This is a genomic window from Pseudomonas sp. BS3767, from assembly GCF_900099665.1.
Lineage (GTDB): Bacteria > Pseudomonadota > Gammaproteobacteria > Pseudomonadales > Pseudomonadaceae > Aquipseudomonas > Aquipseudomonas cerasi.
Genome location: NZ_FNCX01000003.1, coordinates 289,138 through 306,568, shown reverse-complemented (window position 1 = coordinate 306,568; position 17,431 = coordinate 289,138). Strand labels below are relative to the sequence as shown.

Genomic DNA, 17,431 nt, shown 5'->3' with positions numbered 1-17,431 from the left:
GATTACCCCTTGACCGCGCCGGCCGTAAGCCCACGCAGGAAATACTTGCCAGCCAGTACGTAGACCAGCAGTGTCGGCAGGCCGGCAATCATCGCCGCCGCCATGTCAACGTTGTATTCCTTGGCACCTGTGCTGGTGTTGACCAGATTGTTCAGAGCCACAGTGATCGGCTGAGAATCGCCGCTGGAGAACACAACGCCGAACAGGAAATCGTTCCAGATCTGGGTGAACTGCCAGATCAGGCAAACCATCACGATAGGCGTGGACATCGGCAGAATGATGCGCCCGAAGATGGTGAAGAAACCGGCACCGTCCAATCGTGCAGCCTTGACCAGCGCATCGGGAATGCTGACGTAGTAGTTACGGAAGAATAGCGTGGTAAATGCCAGTCCGTAGACCACGTGAACAAACACCAGCCCGGTGGTCGTATTGGCCAGCCCCATCTTGCCCAGTGTGAAGGATGCCGGCAGCAGGACGGTCTGAAACGGCAGAAAGCAACCGAACAGCAGCAGACCGAAGAACAGCTGCGAGCCCTTGAAGCGCCACATCGACAGCACATAGCCATTGAGCGCGCCGATTGCGGTGGAGATGATCACGGCCGGAACAGTGATTTTTATCGAGTTCCAGAAATAACCATCGACCAGGTCCCAGGCTTTTATCCAGCCGATTGCAGTCACTACGCTCGGCCAGCTCAACAGGTTGCCGGTGCCGATGTCCTCGGGTGTCTTGAAGCTGGTGAACAGCATCACCACCAGCGGCACCAGATAAATCAGACAGGCCAGCATCAGCACGGCGTAAATCAGAACACGACTGAAGCTGATGCCCGGTTTGCCAACATGACTAGTCATGGCGTTTGGTCCTCAGCTCGGAATACAGATACGGCACCAGAATCGCCAGGATCGCGCCGAGCATCAGAATCGCACTGGCAGAACCCATGCCCATCTGGCCGCGGCTAAAGGTGAACGAATACATGAACATCGCCGGCAGGTCGGATGAGTAACCGGGGCCACCGGCGGTCATCGCGGCTACCAGGTCGAAACTCTTGATCGCAATGTGCGCGAGAATCATCACGGCACTGAAGAACACCGGACGCAGGCTTGGCAGCACGACGCGCCAGTAGATCATCGGCAAACTCGCGCCATCCATCTGGGCCGCGCGAATGATCGACTGATCGACGCCACGCAGACCTGCCAGAAACAACGCCATGACGAAGCCGGAGGACTGCCATACCGCGGCGATGACCAGGCAGTACACCACGCGGTCCTGGTCAATCAGCCAGTCGAAACGGAAACCTTCCCAGCCCCAGTCGCGCAACATCTTGTCCAGGCCCAGGCCTGGGTTGAGCAACCACTTCCAGGCCGTACCGGTGACGATCATCGACAGCGCCATCGGGTACAGGTAGATAGTACGAATCATGCCCTCGCGACGAATCCGCTGGTCCAGCAGGACGGCCAGCAGGACCCCGATCACCAGGCTGATTGCAATGAACATCCCGCCAAAGACCGCAAGGTTCTTGCTTGCCACCCACCAGCGATCGTTGTCCATGAGACGCGCGTATTGCGCCAGACCGACCCATTTATAGGAAGGCAGGAACGTCGAGTTGGTGAACGACAGTGCGAATGTCCAGAGGATATAGCCATAGAAACCCACCAGCACGATGAACATGCTGGGGGCCAGCACCAGTTTTGGTAGCCAGCGTTGCAGCGCATCCATTGGCGAGGCTTTGCTGTTCGCAGCGACAGAGCTCATCGGGAGTATCCCATGCGATGTATCGAATCCAGGCCGCAGCCGCAGGTGAAATCAACCAGGGATTTCAACACTGCGGACGACGGTTAAAGGCGGTTCAGAACGAATTACTTGGCAGACTTGATGGCAGCGCCCAGCTTTTTGGCTGTTTCGGCCGGATCAGCTTTCGGGTCATTGATGTAGTTGGTCACCACATCGAAGAACGCGCCCTGCACTGCCAGCGTAGTTGCCATGTTGTGCGCCATGCTTGGCTGCAGACCACCGGTTTTCGAATCAGCCAGGAAGTCCTTCGCAGCGGTTTGCGCACACGAGTCGAAACCGTATTTGCTCATGTCGGACAGCATGTCTTCACGAACCGGGATCGAACCCTTGTTGATGCTGAAGACCTTCTGGAAGTCCTCGCCCATGGCGACCTTGGCCAGATCCTGCTGTGCGGCAGTCGTGCCCTTGTCTTTCTGCTTGAAGACGGCCAGCGAGTCGATGTTGTAGGTAAAGGCTTTTTCGGTGCCCGGGAAGGCTACGCACTGGTAATCCTTGCCAGCGACCTTTTTGGCTGCGGTCCATTCACTCTTGGCCCAGTCGCCCATGATCTGCATGCCGGCCTTGCCATTGATGACCTTGCCAGCTTCCAGGTTCCAGTCCTGGCCCTTGCCATCGGCATCCATGTAGGTCGCGACTTTCTTGAGTTCGGCGAGCGACTTGACCATTTCTGGGCCGGTCAACGCGCCGTTGTCCAGATCGACCAGAGCTTTCTTGTAGCCGTCAGCCCCCATTACCGAGAGCACGACAGCTTCAAAGACGGTGCTGTCCTGCCAAGGCTGGCCACCGTGGGCGAGCGGGATGAAGCCGGCTTTTTTCAGCTTGTCGCCTGCCGCGTAAAACTCTTCGAGCGTTGCAGGCGCCTTGTCGATACCGGCTTTCTTGAAGACTTCAGGGTTGATCCACAGCCAGTTGACGCGGTGAATGTTCACCGGTACTGCTACGTAATCACCGTCGTACTTCACGGTGTCGGAGACTTTCTTGTCCAGCAGGGAGTCCCACTTCTCGGACTTGGCGACCTCTTTCAGCGCATCGGTATCGAGCAGGCCGGTAGAGGCCCATTCCTGAATATCCGGGCCTTTGATCTGGGCTACACCGGGAGGATTTCCGGCAACCGCACGGCTCTTGAGCACGGTCATGGCCGTGGAGCCGCCGCCGCCTGCAACGGCGCCGTCCTTCCAGGTAAAGCCGTCCTTTTCAACCTGAGCTTTCAGAACATCGACTGCAGCCTTTTCGCCACCCGACGTCCACCAGTGCACGACTTCTACGGTGCCTTTGGATTCAGCGGCGTTAGCGCTCAGAGGGAACAACGAAGCGAGAGAGATGACAACAGCGAGACGTGACATGGAATTCATCGAATTGACCTTTCTTGTTGTTATGCATGAGCAAGTCTGGTGCTTGCGCTTCGTGGGAGTCTAACCAAGCCTGACGCGCCGACAGTAACGAAGGGACGCGTGATTGTCACAGGATGGTGACAATTGAAATCCCGGTGCAATCGCTAGCCAAAAGCCACTGTGCAGCGCGTCATTCCACAGTTCTCGGCAGGTACAACGTTACCCGCAACCCTCCGTCACGCAGGTTCTGCAGGCTGACTTCGCCGCCATGACTGTGGGCAATGTTGCGAGCGATGCCCAAGCCGAGACCGTAGCCCTGCTGCTGATTGCCTGCCAGACGGAAATGCGGTTCGAAAACGTGTTCGAGACGCTGCTCGGGAACGCCAGGACCTTCGTCATCGACATGCAGTACGAACGCCTGGGCATCGTCTTCGACTTTCAGATGCGCGCGATCACCGTATTTGAGCGCGTTATCGATCAGGTTGCCGATGCAGCGCTTGAGCGCCAGCGGTTTGCCTGAATAGGCAGCCTGAGCCTCACCCTGCTGCGTGACCCGCCCATTGCCGTCAGCAAGCAGCCAGGGTTCGACCAGACACTCAAGCAGCGCGTTGAGGTCTACCGGCTCGATGTTTTCATGAATATCAGTGTCCTTGACGCACTGCAGCGCGCCTTTGACCAGCAGCTCCAGTTCATCCAGGTCGCGACTGAATTTGCGTTGCAGTTGCTCGTCCTCGAGCAGCTCGACCCGCAAGCGCAAACGGGTGATGGGCGTACGCAAATCATGGGAAATGGCACTGAACAACTGCCCCCGCTCAGTCAGGTAGCGACTGATCCGTGTGCGCATGGCATTGAACGCCCGGCTGACCTCGATGACTTCGCTGCCGCCGCCCTCGACCACAGGTTCGACGTCCGCGCCCAGCGACATGTCCCGTGCGGCCCGCGCCAGACGCTTGAGCGGGCGGCTCTGCCAGTGCACCAGCAAGCCGATGAACAACAGCAGAAATGCGCTGGTCAGGACAATGAACGAGACCTGCTGAAGAGGCAGCTCCTGCTCCTCCAGCGAGGTGTAGGGTTCGGGCAGCAGCGAGGCAATGTAGAACCACTCGCCCGGCGCCATTTCGATTTGCGTGACCAGCACCGGCGGGTTCACCGGCTCGAGTGTCAGCGCGTAATGCGCCCACGAACGCGGCAGCTCGTCGAGCTTCAGGCCGCTGTTGAAGATCCGCAGTTCTTCGGGCCGCGCGAACCATACGGTGATGTCCGGACCATTGCCCAATCGCTGGCGCAGCACCTCGCCCACCACGTCCAGCACCGCCTGCTTGCGAGGGGTGGGCTGCATGATCTGCATGTCCAGCGGGTGATCGTTGAGTGACACCACGAACCGTGTGCCACCCATACTGCGTAACTGGTCGAGCACCATGGGCCGGTAAGCCAGCGGCAATGAGCGAAAGTAGCTGACACTGGCCGCCATCGAGTACGCCAGACTGCGCGCACTGGTCACCAGGCCTTCCATCTGCGTGGCACGCAACTGTGACAGCCAGATCACGCTGGACAGCGCCTGCGCCAAAAGAACTGCCAGCAAGGTCAGCAGCAACATGCGCCCCAGCAACGAGCGCGGCAGCGGCAGGCCGGTTCTCTTCGTGCCTGCCCCTGTCGGTTTAATAGCCGTTGCCCGCTTGCGAGTTGACGTTTGCGGCCAGCAGGTAACCACTGCCGCGAATGGTGCGGATCAGACGCGGTGACTTGCCGGTGTCGCGCAGACGCTGACGCAGGCGACTGACCGCCATGTCGACAATGCGCTCCAGCGGCATCAACTCACGCCCACGTGTGGCATTGCCGATGGTGTCGCGGTCGAGAATCTGCTGGGGGTTGTCGAGAAACAGTTTGAGCAGTGCGAAGTCGGCGCCGGACAGAATCACCTCTTCGCCGTCATTGTGAAACAGCCGGTGGCTGACCATATCGAGTCGCCACTCATCAAACAGGATCACGTCGCCACCCGGACGCTCCTGACCGAACTGGGCACGTCGCAACAGCGCCTTGATGCGGGCCTGAAGCTCGCGCGGGCTGAACGGCTTGCCAAGGTAATCATCGGCCCCCAGTTCCAGACCGATGACCCGGTCGGCTTCGTCCGAACTGGCGGTCAACATGATGATCGGCACATGCGGCTGACGCGGGTGCTGGCGGATCCAGCGACACAGACTGAAACCGTCTTCATCGGGCAGCATGACGTCAAGGATCAGCAGATCGCTTGGTTCGTCATTGAACGCTCGACGGAAATCCGCGCCATCGCCCACTGTGCGCACCTGAAAACCGGCGCGGCTCAGGTAGGTGTCCAGCAACTCGCGAATTTCCTGATCGTCATCCACCAACAGGATCGATTTACTGACTGAGCTCAAGTTGAAGCGTCCTTGTCTGGCTGTTAATTTTTGTTGTTATGCCATATCGCTCAGATCTGCGCACCAAACGCCTGCTGCAGGGCCACGCCTGAACCCATGAGGCCCGGGTATTCGGCCGTGACCAGCCGCACCGGCAGGCCATTGAAATAGTCGCTCATGACGCCCTTCTCGGCCATGGCGCGCTTGAACCCGCTGTTGATGAAGAACTCAGTGAAGCGCGGCACCACGCCGCCGACGATATAAACCCCGCCGAGGCTGCCCAGGGCCAACACATGGTTGCCGACCACTCTGCCGAGAAACACGCAGAATTGTTCCAGCACTGCCGCAGCTACCGGGTCGCCCGAGAGCGCAGCGGTAGTGATCGCCGCAGGCGATTTGAGCACCGGTTCGATGTCGTCCAGCGCGCAGCTGACCTGATACAGCAACAGCAAGCCCGCACCGCTGAGCACGACTTCGGCGCTGACATGTTCATGCTCGGCCATCAGCCGCGTCCACAGCAGCGCCTCACGCGCGGTGCCGATGGGCAGGTCGGCATGACCGCCCTCGCCCGGCAACGCCATCCAGCGACTGCCGTCGAGTTTGATCAGCGTACCGACGCCCAGCCCGGTCCCCGGCCCCACCACCACGCGCGGCCGATCAGGCTTGCCGACACCGTGGCAGACCGTCAGGTATTCATCATCCTTGAGCCGGGTCATGCCCAGCGCCATGGCGGTGAAATCGTTGATCAGCAGCAGTTCATCGACCTGCAGGTCGGCGCAGAACGCCTTGCGGCTCAATTGCCAGTGGCTGTTGGTGAACTGGAAAAAATCGCCATCGACAGGCCCGGCCACCGCCAGGCACACATGACCGATATCGCCGCGCTGCAGCTCCAGGTCCTGCAGATAGACTTCGATGGCCTTCTCCGGGCCCGCGTAGTCAATGGTCGGGAATACCCGGACAGAATGCAGCGTGTCGTCTTCCCAAATGGCAAAACGTGCATTGGTACCGCCTATATCACCGACCAGGGCCAACTTCACTTAAGCGTCTCCAGACTAGAGGTAAAGGCGCTGGCGCCTTGCTCTGCGGAGCTGAAGGCCATGCGCATGAATCCAAAAAGCTCGCGACCGCAGCCGACACTGTTGTCGATCTGGTTGATGGCCGGTTCTCTGGCGGCCAATTCTGACGCTTCGACCAGCACTTGTAACGTGCCTTTTACACCATCCACGCGAATCACATCGCCATTGCGTACCAGCGCCAATGGGCCACCATCAAACGCCTCCGGGCAGACATGAATCGCCGCCGGGATCTTGCCCGAAGCGCCCGACATGCGTCCATCGGTGACCAGCGCAACCTTGAACCCGCGATCCTGAAGGACACCCAGAAACGGCGTCATCTTGTGCAGCTCGGGCATGCCGTTGCAACGCGGGCCCTGGAAGCGCATCACGGCGACGAAATCGCACTCCAGCTCGCCGGCCTTGAAAGCGTCGGCCAGCTCTTTCTGATCCTGGAACACCTTGGCCGGTGCTTCGACGATCTGATGCTCCGGAGCCACCGCGGACACTTTCATCACGCCGCGCCCCAGGTTGCCTTCCATGACCCGCAGCCCACCTTCCGGCGAGAACGGACGGGCCACCGGGCGCAGGATATTTTCATCGAGGCTTTCGAGCGGCCCTTCACGCCAGACGAGTTTGCCGTCCTCCAGGAACGGCTCCTTGGTGTAACGGCTGAGTCCATAACCGGCCACGGTATTGACGTTTTCGTGCAGCAGACCGGCAGCCAGCAGCTCGCGGATCAGGAACGACATGCCGCCTGCCGCCTGGAAGTGGTTGATATCGGCTTTGCCGTTGGGGTAGACGTGACTCAGGGTTGGCACCACTTCAGACAGATCGGCCATGTCCTGCCAGGTCAGTTGAATGCCAGCAGCCTGAGCAATGGCCGGCATGTGCAGCGTATGGTTGGTCGAGCCACCTGTCGCGTGCAGCGCAACGATGGAATTGACCAGCGAGCGCTCGTCGACGATTTCGCCGATCGGCATGAAGCTGCCACTCTGTTTGGTCAGACGCGTCACCTGGCGGGCCGCCTCTGCGGTCAGCGCATCACGCAATGGCGTGTAGGGATTGACGAACGAAGCACCAGGAAGGTGCATGCCCATGACTTCCATCAGCAACTGGTTGGTATTGGCGGTGCCGTAGAAGGTGCAGGTTCCCGGACCGTGATACGACTTCATTTCCGAGTCGAGCAGCTCTTCGCGGGTGGCCTTGCCTTCCGCATAACGCTGCCGTACGTCGGCTTTTTCCTTGTTGGAGATGCCTGAGACCATCGGTCCGCCGGGCACGAAAATGGTCGGCAGATGACCGAATCGCAATGCGCCCATCATCAGACCCGGCACGATCTTGTCGCAGATGCCCAGCATCATGGCGGCGTCGAACATGTTGTGTGACAAGGCAATCGCCGTGGACATGGCAATCACTTCACGACTGGCAATCGCCAGTTCCATGCCCGGCTCGCCCTGGGTGACCCCATCGCACATGGCTGGTACACCGCCGGCAAACTGACCGACCGAACCAATGTCACGTAATGCCTGTTTGATCTGGGCTGGAAAGTGTTCGTAGGGCTGATGCGCCGAGAGCATCTCGTTGTAGGAAGAGACGATTGCCACGTTGGCGGCGTTCATCAGACGCAGGCTTTGCTTGTCTTCCGGTCCGCAGGCGGCGACGCCGTGGGCAAAGTTGGCGCATTGGAGCTTGCCGCGCATCGGGCCATCGCTCGCTGCGCCGCGAATCAATTGAAGGTAGCGCTGACGGGTATCGCGACTGCGGGCGATGAGACGCTCGGTTACTTCAAGGACGCGGGGATGCATGTGATGAACTCCAGGCTAACGTCTAAGGTCACCCGTAAAGACGGCTCCGGTTTTCGAGCAGTGACTGTCAGGGAGCAAAACCCTGATCTCGATCAACTGGGAGTGCCTTTCAGGCTTGTAGTTGTAGATAAAACAAAATATTGCCACTAAAAAGGCTTGTTTTCTATTTCTATGAGAATAATCTTGTAATTCCAACAACAAATTCAGAAGGACGGCTGTATGACTCTTCGTATTGCAATCAACGGTTTTGGCCGAATCGGCCGCAACGTCCTACGCGCACTGTATACCCAAGGCTACCGTCAGGACCTGCAGGTCGTCGCCATCAACGATCTTGGCGACAGCGAAATGAACGCACACCTGCTGCGCTTCGACACTGTACACGGCCCTTTCAGCGGCACAGTCGAGTGTGACAAGGACAGCCTGACCGTCAATGGTGACCGTATTTCGGTCAGTGCCATCCGCAATCCGGCCGAGCTGCCGTGGAAAGCGCAGGACATCGACGTGGTGTTCGAATGCACCGGTCTGTTCACCAGCCGCGACAAGGCTGCCGCGCACCTCACCGCCGGTGCACGCAAGGTGATTATCTCCGCGCCAGCCAGCGGTGCCGATGCCACCATCGTCTATGGTGTCAACCACGACACGCTGCGCCAGTCGCACCAGATCATCTCCAGCGCCTCGTGCACCACCAACTGCCTGGCCCCGGTCGCTCAAGTGCTGCATCGCGAGCTGGGTATCGAAAACGGCCTGATGACCACCATTCATGCCTACACCAACGACCAGAACCTGATCGATGTCTACCACACCGATCCGTACCGCGCCCGCTCGGCGACGCAGTCGATGATCCCGAGCAAGACCGGCGCTGCCGAAGCGGTGGGCCTGGTACTGCCGGAGCTGGCAGGCAAACTCACCGGCATGGCGGTACGCGTACCGGTCATCAACGTTTCGCTGGTCGACCTGACCGTGACCCTGAAGCGTGAAACCACGGTCGATGAAGTCAACGCGCTGCTGAAAGAAGCCAGTCAGCATTCCAAAGTGCTCGGTTACAACGCCCTGCCGCTGGTCTCCCACGACTTCAACCACAACCCGCTGTCGTCGATCTTCGATGCCAACCACACCAAGGTCAGCGGCAAGCTGCTCAAGGTACTGTCGTGGTACGACAACGAATGGGCGTTCTCCAATCGCATGCTCGACAACTGCCTGGCACTGCATAACGCGCAGTAACGGCGCAGCCGCGCTGAAGCATGTGCAGCGAGAGGTGTCCGGGTCATGGACGCTCGCGACCATGCTCAGCGCATGTCAGATCGATGCACTGCGGGTGGTGAAACTGTGCAGGCATGAAAAAGCGCCCGGTGCTGTTAAGCTGACCGGGCTCCCCGAACCTGCCTGTAGAGACCATGACGTACAAACCACCCGGCTCAAGACTTTCACGCCTTTTATACGGCATCCTCGCCTATACCGCGTTGGGCATAGGCATCGTTGCGATCTTCGTTCCCGGCCTGCCAACCACCGAGTTCATTCTGCTGGCCGCCTGGGCGGCAACACGCAGTTCGCCGCGGCTGAACGCCTGGCTGGAAAACCACCGCGTGTTCGGGCCGATACTGTACAACTGGCGTAATGGCCGACTGGTCGCGCGCAAGGCCAAGATCAGCGCCACCATCAGCATGCTCGTCTGTGCCGTGGTGATGCTGAGCCTGATCGGCCATGCCTGGTGGCTGTACCTGGCACTCTCGGGGATGGCGCTGGGCAATCTATGGATCTGGTCGAGGCCGGAACCGGACAAGATCGATCGTTAAGCGCAGGCATGAAGCGAGCGGTACTCTGCGCAAGGCTGAACCGTCCGCTCGCGAGGGGTGTCTGACTGAGCACACTCACCACTTGATGGAGTCACTTCATGTACGAGCCAGGCCATCTGCACCTCACCCACGTGGCGCTTCAACCGTCGGATATCAGCTATGACATCCACTTGCGCTACAACGTGGAGGAAGATCCCAAGCAAGGCACGTCCATGCACTTCACCATGCAGGGCGCAATCAACGGCAAGTCGTTCGAAGAGCAATTCCAGCTGCCCCGTGACCTCGCCTTCAACTTCGCCCACGACGCGAGTCGCATCGCAATAAGGCATGGCTTGCCCAACTCGGCCGCACTGCCCATCGCCCAGCACAAGGACTACGACCGAATGTTCGCGGACATTCGCGACAAACTCCACGCCAAGTCAGGTGACCCGGTGAAGCCGGAGCATCTGGAGTAAGCCAGCGCTGTCGAGGCCCGTAGAACGCCAGCGGGCAGTAGCGGGAGGAATCAGGCACGGAAAACACCATCGTGCCCACGCTGGAGCGTGAGCAGCGATAGGTGTGTGCAAGTCCACAAGCGGATTTCACCAAACCTGCCGCCACAAGGCATACTTGCCGCCCTCTCATTCGCGAACCGTCATCGCCCCATGCGCATCCATGTCAGCTTCATCGACCGCGTCGGTATCACCCAGGAAGTGCTGGCGATTCTGGGTGGACGCAATCTGAATCTGGACGCAGTGGAGATGGTGCCGCCCAATGTGTACATCGATGCGCCGACGCTCAGCCATCAGATGCTCGAAGAGCTCAAGGACGCGCTGTTTCGGGTCAGAGGTGTGGAAGCGATCACTGTGGTCGATATCCTTCCGGGGCAGCGTCGCCACCTGCAACTGGACGCGTTGCTAGCCGCCATGACTGACCCGGTGCTGGCTCTGGACAGCGCCGGGCACGTGCTGCTGGCCAACCCGGCACTCATCGCGCTGATTGGCCGGGAGCCCGCGGGTGAATCCATCGGTGAGCTGTTCAGCGACCCCAGTCTGCATGTCGCGTTGCTGGAAAACGGCTTTCGTCTGCCGCTGCGCGAGATCAACCTGAACGGTGAAGCCCTGCTGCTGGACGCCACGCCGATTACCGAAGCCGGCGCGCTGATTACCCTGTACCTGCCCAGCCGAATCGGCGAACGCCTGTCGGCCTTGCACCATGATCACGCCGAAGGTTTCGACGCCTTGCTTGGCGACTCAGCCGCCATTCGCACCCTCAAGGCACGGGCGCAACGGGTGGCGGCGCTGGATGCACCGCTGCTGATTCAGGGTGAAACCGGCACCGGCAAAGAGTTGGTTGCCCGCGCCTGTCACGCCAGCAGCGCCCGCCACGGCGAGCCGTTCCTGGCTCTGAACTGCGCAGCGCTGCCGGAAAACCTCGCTGAAAGCGAACTGTTCGGCTATGCCCCGGGGGCCTTTACCGGGGCCCAGCGTGGCGGTAAACCGGGGCTGATGGAACTGGCCAACCAAGGCACCGTATTCCTCGATGAAATCGGCGAAATGTCACCCTATCTGCAAGCCAAATTGCTGCGTTTTCTCAACGATGGCAGCTTCCGCCGCGTCGGTGGTGATCGGGAAGTAAGGGTCAATGTGCGCATTCTCAGCGCCACCCACCGCGATCTGGAAAAAATGGTCAGCGAAGGCTCCTTCCGTGAAGACCTGTTCTACCGCCTCAACGTCCTCAATCTGGAGGTTCCGCCGTTGCGCGAGCGCGGTCAGGACATTCTGTTACTGGCCCGATACTTCATGGAACAGGCGTGCGCACAGATTCAGCGTCCGGTCTGCAGGCTCGCACCCGGCACCTACCCTGCCCTGCTCGGCAACCGCTGGCCAGGCAACGTGCGGCAATTGCAAAACGTGATTTTTCGCGCGGCCGCCATCTGCGAACACACTCAAGTGGATATAGGCGACCTGGATATCGCTGGCACCGCCGTGGCGCGTCAGAACGACAGCTCGATCGACAGTCTCGAACATGCCGTCGAAACCTTTGAGCGCAATCTGCTGGAAAAGCTCTATGCGGACTACCCTTCCACCCGCCAACTGGCCAATCGCCTGCATACCTCGCACACCGCAATCGCTCATCGCCTGCGAAAATATGGAATTCCCGACAAGCGTTAGTCGATTAGCGTCATTTATCGAAAATATATTCCGAGAAGTTTCATTTAATAACTAATCTGCCGATAACGATCTGGTATTGTCCATGAACCTCTTATCATCCATTTGAATGGATGTCCGTAGTGTGATTACGGCCGTAATGGCATAAAGGTCAGGTAGTACCGGGAAGTCATATGCCAACCTCGCCAGTGGACCGCCCGCTCGTCGATGCCCAGTCTCGCGCTGAAAAAATCGTCGAATCCCGCCGCCAGAAAATCCTCCTCAAGACTGGTGCACTGCAGGATGCCATTTTCAACAGCGCCTATTTCTCCAGCATCGCAACAGACGAACACGGCGTTATCCAGATATTCAATGTCGGCGCCGAACGCATGCTCGGTTATCACTCCGAGGACGTTGTCGACAAAATCACACCTGCCGACATCTCCGACCCCGCCGAGCTCATCATCCGCGCAGCAGCCCTCAGCCATGAACTCAACACCCCCATCACGCCGGGCTTCGAGGCTCTGGTGTTCAAGGCTTCGCGTGGCATCGAAGACATCTACGAACTCACCTACATCCGCAAGGATGGCAGCCGCCTGTCGGCCATGGTCTCGGTCACATCGCTGCGCGACAGCGCTGAAACCATCATCGGTTATCTGCTGATCGGCACCGACAACACTGCGCGCAAACAGGAAGAAGAAGCTCAGGCACTGCTGGATCAGCGCTTGCGGGACCAACAGTTCTATACCCGCTCGCTGATCGAATCGAACATCGATGCGCTGATGATGACCGACCCGCAAGGCATCATTTCCGACGTCAACAAGCAGATGATGGCGCTGACCGGACGCACCCGCGACGAATTGATCGGTGCGCCCTGCAAAAACTTCTTCACCGACCCGGCGAGTGCCGATGCCGCGATCAAGCGCGTGCTCAGCGAGCACAAGGTCAGTGACTACGAACTTACCGTGCGGGCCTATGACGGCACTGAAACCGTGGTGTCCTACAACGCTGCCACGTTTCACGACCGTGACCGCAAGCTCAAGGGTGTCTTCGCCGCAGCCCGCGACGTGACCGAGCGCAAGCGTTTCGAGCGAACACTGGAAGAAAAGAATATCGAGCTGGAACACGCCAGCCACATGAAGTCCGAGTTTCTTGCCACCATGTCGCACGAACTGCGCACGCCGCTGAACGCCGTGATCGGTTTTTCCGAGGCACTCAGGGACGGCATGGTCGGCGACATGACCGATGCCCAGCGACGCTACATAGGCGATATCTTCAATAGCGGCCAGCATCTGTTGTCACTGATCAATGACATCCTCGACCTGTCCAAGGTCGAGGCCGGCATGATGACGCTGGAGCTAGAATCGGTGGATCTGGACGAACTGCTCGGCAACAGCCTGCTGATCGTTCGCGAGCAAGCCGCACTGCAACATATCCAGCTGAAGCTGGAAACAGAGGCCGACTTCGGCGTGCTTGAGCTCGACCGGCGCAAGACCAAACAAATCGTCTACAACCTGCTGGCCAACGCCGTGAAATTCAGCGAGCCCGGTGGCTGGGTGACACTGGCGGTGCGTCTGGTGCCGCTTGCTCAGGCAGGCCTTATCGACGGTGACTGGCCGACATACGGATTTGCGCTTCCCTCCAGCGACTGTGAGCAGTTTCTGGAACTGAGTGTGAGCGACACCGGAATCGGCATCGCCCAAAGCGACATGAACAAGCTGTTCAAGGCGTTCAGCCAGATCGACAGCGGCCTGGCACGCAAATTCGAAGGCACCGGACTGGGCCTGGCGATGGTCAAGCAGCTCGCCGAACTTCACGGCGGCTGCGTCGCAGTGGCCAGCGTGAAAGACCTCGGCGCACGCTTCGTTGTGTGGCTGCCCATCCGCTCACCTGAATCAGCGGAGGCACGATGGCCCAGATCCTGATCATTGAAGACAACGCGGCGAATATGCGTCTGGCAGAGCTGTTGCTGACCAGCGCCGGGCACGCTGTGCTGTCGGCCGTCGATGCCGAAAGCGGCCTGAAACTGGCTCGCGAGCGCCAGCCCGACCTGATCCTGATGGACATCCATCTGCCGGAAATGGACGGCCTGACCGCCACGTCGCTATTGAAGAAAGACGCCGGCACAGCCGCGATCCCGGTGATCGCACTGACCGCGATGGCCATGAAGGAAGACAAGGAGAAGATCCGCCTGGCGGGCTGCAACGCTTATGTTATCAAGCCGTTGCGCTACAAGGAGTTGTACCGGGTCATCGACACCCTGCTGGAAAAAAATCTGCCTCAACAGTCCATTACCTGAGCATTCGATATGACCCAGAGCGCCGCGACCATCCTGATTATCGATGACGACGTCCATGTCCGGGACCTGCTGGAGGTGCTCTTGCAGAACCAGGGTTATCGGACACTGACGGCGGAATCAGGCGAGATGGCGCTGGCCATGGTCAAACAACAGGCACCCGACCTGATCCTGCTCGATATCATGATGCCGGGCATGGACGGCTATGAAGTCGCCACCCAGCTCAAGGCCGAAAAGGGCACCGCCAATATACCGATCATCATGCTCTCGGCTCTCGACGAGCAGAGTGCCCGCCTCTCGGGACTGGAGGCCGGGGCCGAGGAATACCTCAACAAGCCTGTGGACAGCGCCGAACTGTGGCTGCGTGTGCGTAATCTGCTGCGCCTCAAGTCCTTTGGCGACTACCTGAAAAGCCACAGCCTGATCCTCGAAGACCAATTGCAGCAGCGCACCATCGATCTCGAGCGCTTTCGCACGGTGATGGACGCTTCCGAAGACGCGATTTTCCTGATCAACCGCAACACCATGAGCCTGATCGAATTCAACCGCCGCGCCTGCCAGTTGCTCGGCTACACCGCTGAGGAACTGTCACACAAGACGCCTGCCGAACTGGGCGAAACGTCCATGGAGCAGCTTGAGGTCGTGTACGACCAGATCATTGCCGGCAAAGGCCCCAGCGAGCCACTGGAAACCCAGATTCGCGACAAGAGTGGCCGGGATGTCGAGGTCGAAATCCATCGCCAGGCGTACCGCACCGGCGAGGACTGGGTCATCGTCGGCATCGTGCGCGACATCACCCGGCGCAAGGAAAGCGACCAACGCCTGCTGACCATGGCCCACTACGACACGCTGACCGGCCTGCCCAACCGGGACCTGTTTTTTACCAGCCTGCAAATGGGCATGACCCAGGCGGCCATCAGTCGCTGGAAGCTGGCGGCCCTGACGGTCAATATCGACGGTTTCAAGAACATCAACGAAACCTGGGGGCATGTGTTGGGCGATGAGGTGCTGCTGGAAGTCAGCCGCCGACTGTCGAACTGCCTGAATGCCAGCGACACCCTTGGCCGCGTGGACGGCGATCAGTTCGCCCTGATTCTGATGCTTCGTCCCGGCCAGGCGGATACCCGGCAAACGCTCGAGCGCATCCGCAACGCATTGCGAGCGCCCTTCCACATAGAAGGCCAGAGCCTGGTCATGACCGCCAGCATCGGTATTGCGCTGTACCCGGAGGACGGCGAAGACTCACGCGAGCTGATCAGACACGCCTACACCGCCATGAACAGCGCCCGAAAAATCGGCCCGGACAACTACCGGTTCTATACGCCGCAGATGAACGCCGATGTTTCGGCACGCCTGGACCTTGAGGCTGCCCTGCGCGAAGCCGTGCGTAATCAGTCCTTCGAAATCGTCTACCAACCCAAGCTGGACCTGAACAACGACCGCATATGCGGGCTTGAGGCGCTGTTGCGCTGGCCACGCCCAGGCCACCCAGGCGTTTCGCCCGCTGTATTCGTTCCTGTACTGGAAAGCCTCGGCCTGATCGGTGAAGTCGGCAACTGGGTGGTCGACAGCGTCTGCGCGCAGATCGCGCGCTGGCAACGCTCCGGGCTGGGCTTGTTTCAGGTAGCGGTCAACATTTCGGGGCAACAGATTTCCAGCAGCAGCCTGGTTGCCGACATTCGTCAGGCCCTCGAAAAACACAATGTTGCGCCGCAGTGGCTTGAGGTCGAACTGACAGAAAGTTCGCTGATGGAAAATACCACGCACACCATCGCCACCCTGGGAGCGCTGCGGGCCAATCGCGTGAGTATTTCCATCGATGACTTCGGCACCGGCTATTCAAGCCTGGCGTACCTGCGCCGCTTTCCTATCGACAAGCTTAAAATCGACATCGCATTCATTCGTGAAGTGACCAGCAATCCACAGGACGCGGCCATTGCCAGAGCCATCATCGAGCTGGCTCACAGCCTCGACCTGCAGGTGATCGCCGAGGGTGTGGAAACCCCGGAACAACTGGCGTTCCTGAGGGAAAACCACTGCGATCAAATCCAGGGTTATCTGATCAGCAAGCCGCTGCCGCTTGAAGAGCTCGAAACGTTTTTGTGCTCACCGGAAAAGAAAGCCGCGTCAGGTAAAGGGTGACGCGCGACTGATGCGTTCAGCCTGCTTGATAACGATGACCACTGCGGGATGGATGCACTCACTGCAACCCACTCGTAACGAAAACGCTCCACTGTAACGATTTCACTCCAAAACACTTCCTTCCGTGCGTATCAAGGCCTTGATCAGTCAGGTATTTTCAAATACCTGACGACTGTAGCGTTTTCGCTACACCCAAGATCTAAAGGCTCAGTTAAAAAACATACAACCCTTTGATTTAATTAAAAAAACAAAACATGGCCGCTAAATTGCTAAGTCATAGCTCATATTGTTCGCGTGCTGCGCGAGCCCTGTTCTCCTAGGAGTTTGTATGAGCGATTTGCGATTCACCGTTGACCATGAATGGCTGCGTGCCGAAACCGACGGCAGCGTGACGGTCGGCATTACGCCCTATGCGCAGGAATCGCTGGGCGACGTAGTCTTCGTGCAGCTCCCGGAATTACAGGCCTACACTCAACACGCTGAAGTGTCAGTGGTGGAATCGGTGAAAGCGGCCAGCAGCATCAACATGCCGCTGGACGGTGAAGTCGTCGAGGTCAATTCCGCCCTCGACGCCACACCGGAGCTGGTCAATGAAGATGCCCTGGGTGCGGGCTGGTTCTTCCGCTTCGTTCCACAAGATGCCAACGCCATTAACGGCCTGTTGGATCAGGACGCCTACGACCGCCTGATCAAAGCCAACGCCGAAGCCTGAGGAGC

15 protein-coding genes are annotated in these 17,431 nt (G+C 59.1%); 8 read left to right on the top strand and 7 right to left on the bottom strand.

From position 1 onward, the window contains the following. Positions 1-2: 2 nt before the first annotated feature. From BLR16_RS10460 to edd, 7 genes are all read right to left on the bottom strand, one after another. Positions 3-848 (bottom strand): carbohydrate ABC transporter permease, encoded by an 846-nt coding sequence (locus BLR16_RS10460; protein WP_003433593.1) that lies wholly within the window; start codon positions 846-848, stop codon positions 3-5. Further along, entirely contained in the window at positions 841-1,749 is a 909-nt protein-coding gene (locus tag BLR16_RS10455; RefSeq protein ID WP_003314048.1) for a carbohydrate ABC transporter permease, read from the bottom strand. The genes BLR16_RS10460 and BLR16_RS10455 overlap by 8 nt, the downstream gene beginning before the upstream one ends. 104 nt (positions 1,750-1,853) lie before the next feature. Next, positions 1,854-3,140, bottom strand: coding sequence for an ABC transporter substrate-binding protein (locus tag BLR16_RS10450; protein WP_065349176.1), 1,287 nt, complete (start codon positions 3,138-3,140; stop codon positions 1,854-1,856). A 169-nt stretch (positions 3,141-3,309) separates the two neighbouring features. Then, positions 3,310-4,716 (bottom strand): ATP-binding protein, encoded by a 1,407-nt coding sequence (locus tag BLR16_RS10445; protein WP_003433594.1) that lies wholly within the window; start codon positions 4,714-4,716, stop codon positions 3,310-3,312. A 61-nt stretch (positions 4,717-4,777) separates the two neighbouring features. Next, a complete protein-coding gene (locus BLR16_RS10440) occupies positions 4,778-5,515 on the bottom strand; it encodes a response regulator (protein WP_003365308.1) in 738 nt (245 codons plus the stop codon). Between the two features lie 50 nt (positions 5,516-5,565). Next, positions 5,566-6,531 (bottom strand): glucokinase, encoded by a 966-nt coding sequence (locus BLR16_RS10435; protein ID WP_074805723.1) that lies wholly within the window; start codon positions 6,529-6,531, stop codon positions 5,566-5,568. Then, complete coding sequence (gene edd / locus BLR16_RS10430; protein ID WP_003365314.1) at positions 6,528-8,354, bottom strand: phosphogluconate dehydratase; 1,827 nt, start codon at positions 8,352-8,354, stop codon at positions 6,528-6,530. The genes BLR16_RS10435 and edd overlap by 4 nt, the downstream gene beginning before the upstream one ends. Before the next feature lie 219 nt (positions 8,355-8,573). Here edd and gap point away from each other — a divergent pair, with 219 nt between their 5' ends. The 8 genes from gap (at position 8,574) to gcvH (ending at position 17,426) form a co-directional block, all read left to right on the top strand. After that, complete coding sequence (gene gap, locus BLR16_RS10425) at positions 8,574-9,575, top strand: type I glyceraldehyde-3-phosphate dehydrogenase (RefSeq protein ID WP_003433596.1); 1,002 nt, start codon at positions 8,574-8,576, stop codon at positions 9,573-9,575. A 173-nt stretch (positions 9,576-9,748) separates the two neighbouring features. After that, the gene (locus BLR16_RS10420; protein WP_050557974.1) at positions 9,749-10,147 is read left to right on the top strand and encodes a YbaN family protein; all 399 of its coding nucleotides are present in this window, start codon (positions 9,749-9,751) and stop codon (positions 10,145-10,147) included. A 98-nt stretch (positions 10,148-10,245) separates the two neighbouring features. Continuing rightward, positions 10,246-10,602, top strand: a complete 357-nt coding sequence (locus tag BLR16_RS10415; protein WP_003433598.1) for a DUF5064 family protein — start codon at positions 10,246-10,248, stop codon at positions 10,600-10,602. A gap of 189 nt (positions 10,603-10,791) precedes the next feature. Beyond that, positions 10,792-12,300, top strand: a complete 1,509-nt coding sequence (locus BLR16_RS10410; RefSeq protein WP_003433599.1) for a sigma-54-dependent transcriptional regulator — start codon at positions 10,792-10,794, stop codon at positions 12,298-12,300. A gap of 170 nt (positions 12,301-12,470) precedes the next feature. Beyond that, positions 12,471-14,201, top strand: coding sequence for a PAS domain-containing sensor histidine kinase (locus BLR16_RS10405; protein WP_074805725.1), 1,731 nt, complete (start codon positions 12,471-12,473; stop codon positions 14,199-14,201). Beyond that, entirely contained in the window at positions 14,186-14,575 is a 390-nt protein-coding gene (locus BLR16_RS10400) for a response regulator (protein WP_003365327.1), read from the top strand. The genes BLR16_RS10405 and BLR16_RS10400 overlap by 16 nt, the downstream gene beginning before the upstream one ends. A gap of 9 nt (positions 14,576-14,584) precedes the next feature. Then, positions 14,585-16,714, top strand: coding sequence for a putative bifunctional diguanylate cyclase/phosphodiesterase (locus tag BLR16_RS10395; RefSeq protein WP_003365329.1), 2,130 nt, complete (start codon positions 14,585-14,587; stop codon positions 16,712-16,714). Positions 16,715-17,042: 328 nt separating this feature from the next. Continuing rightward, the gene (gcvH, locus tag BLR16_RS10390) at positions 17,043-17,426 is read left to right on the top strand and encodes a glycine cleavage system protein GcvH (protein WP_003365331.1); all 384 of its coding nucleotides are present in this window, start codon (positions 17,043-17,045) and stop codon (positions 17,424-17,426) included. The last annotated feature ends 5 nt before the right edge of the window (positions 17,427-17,431 follow it).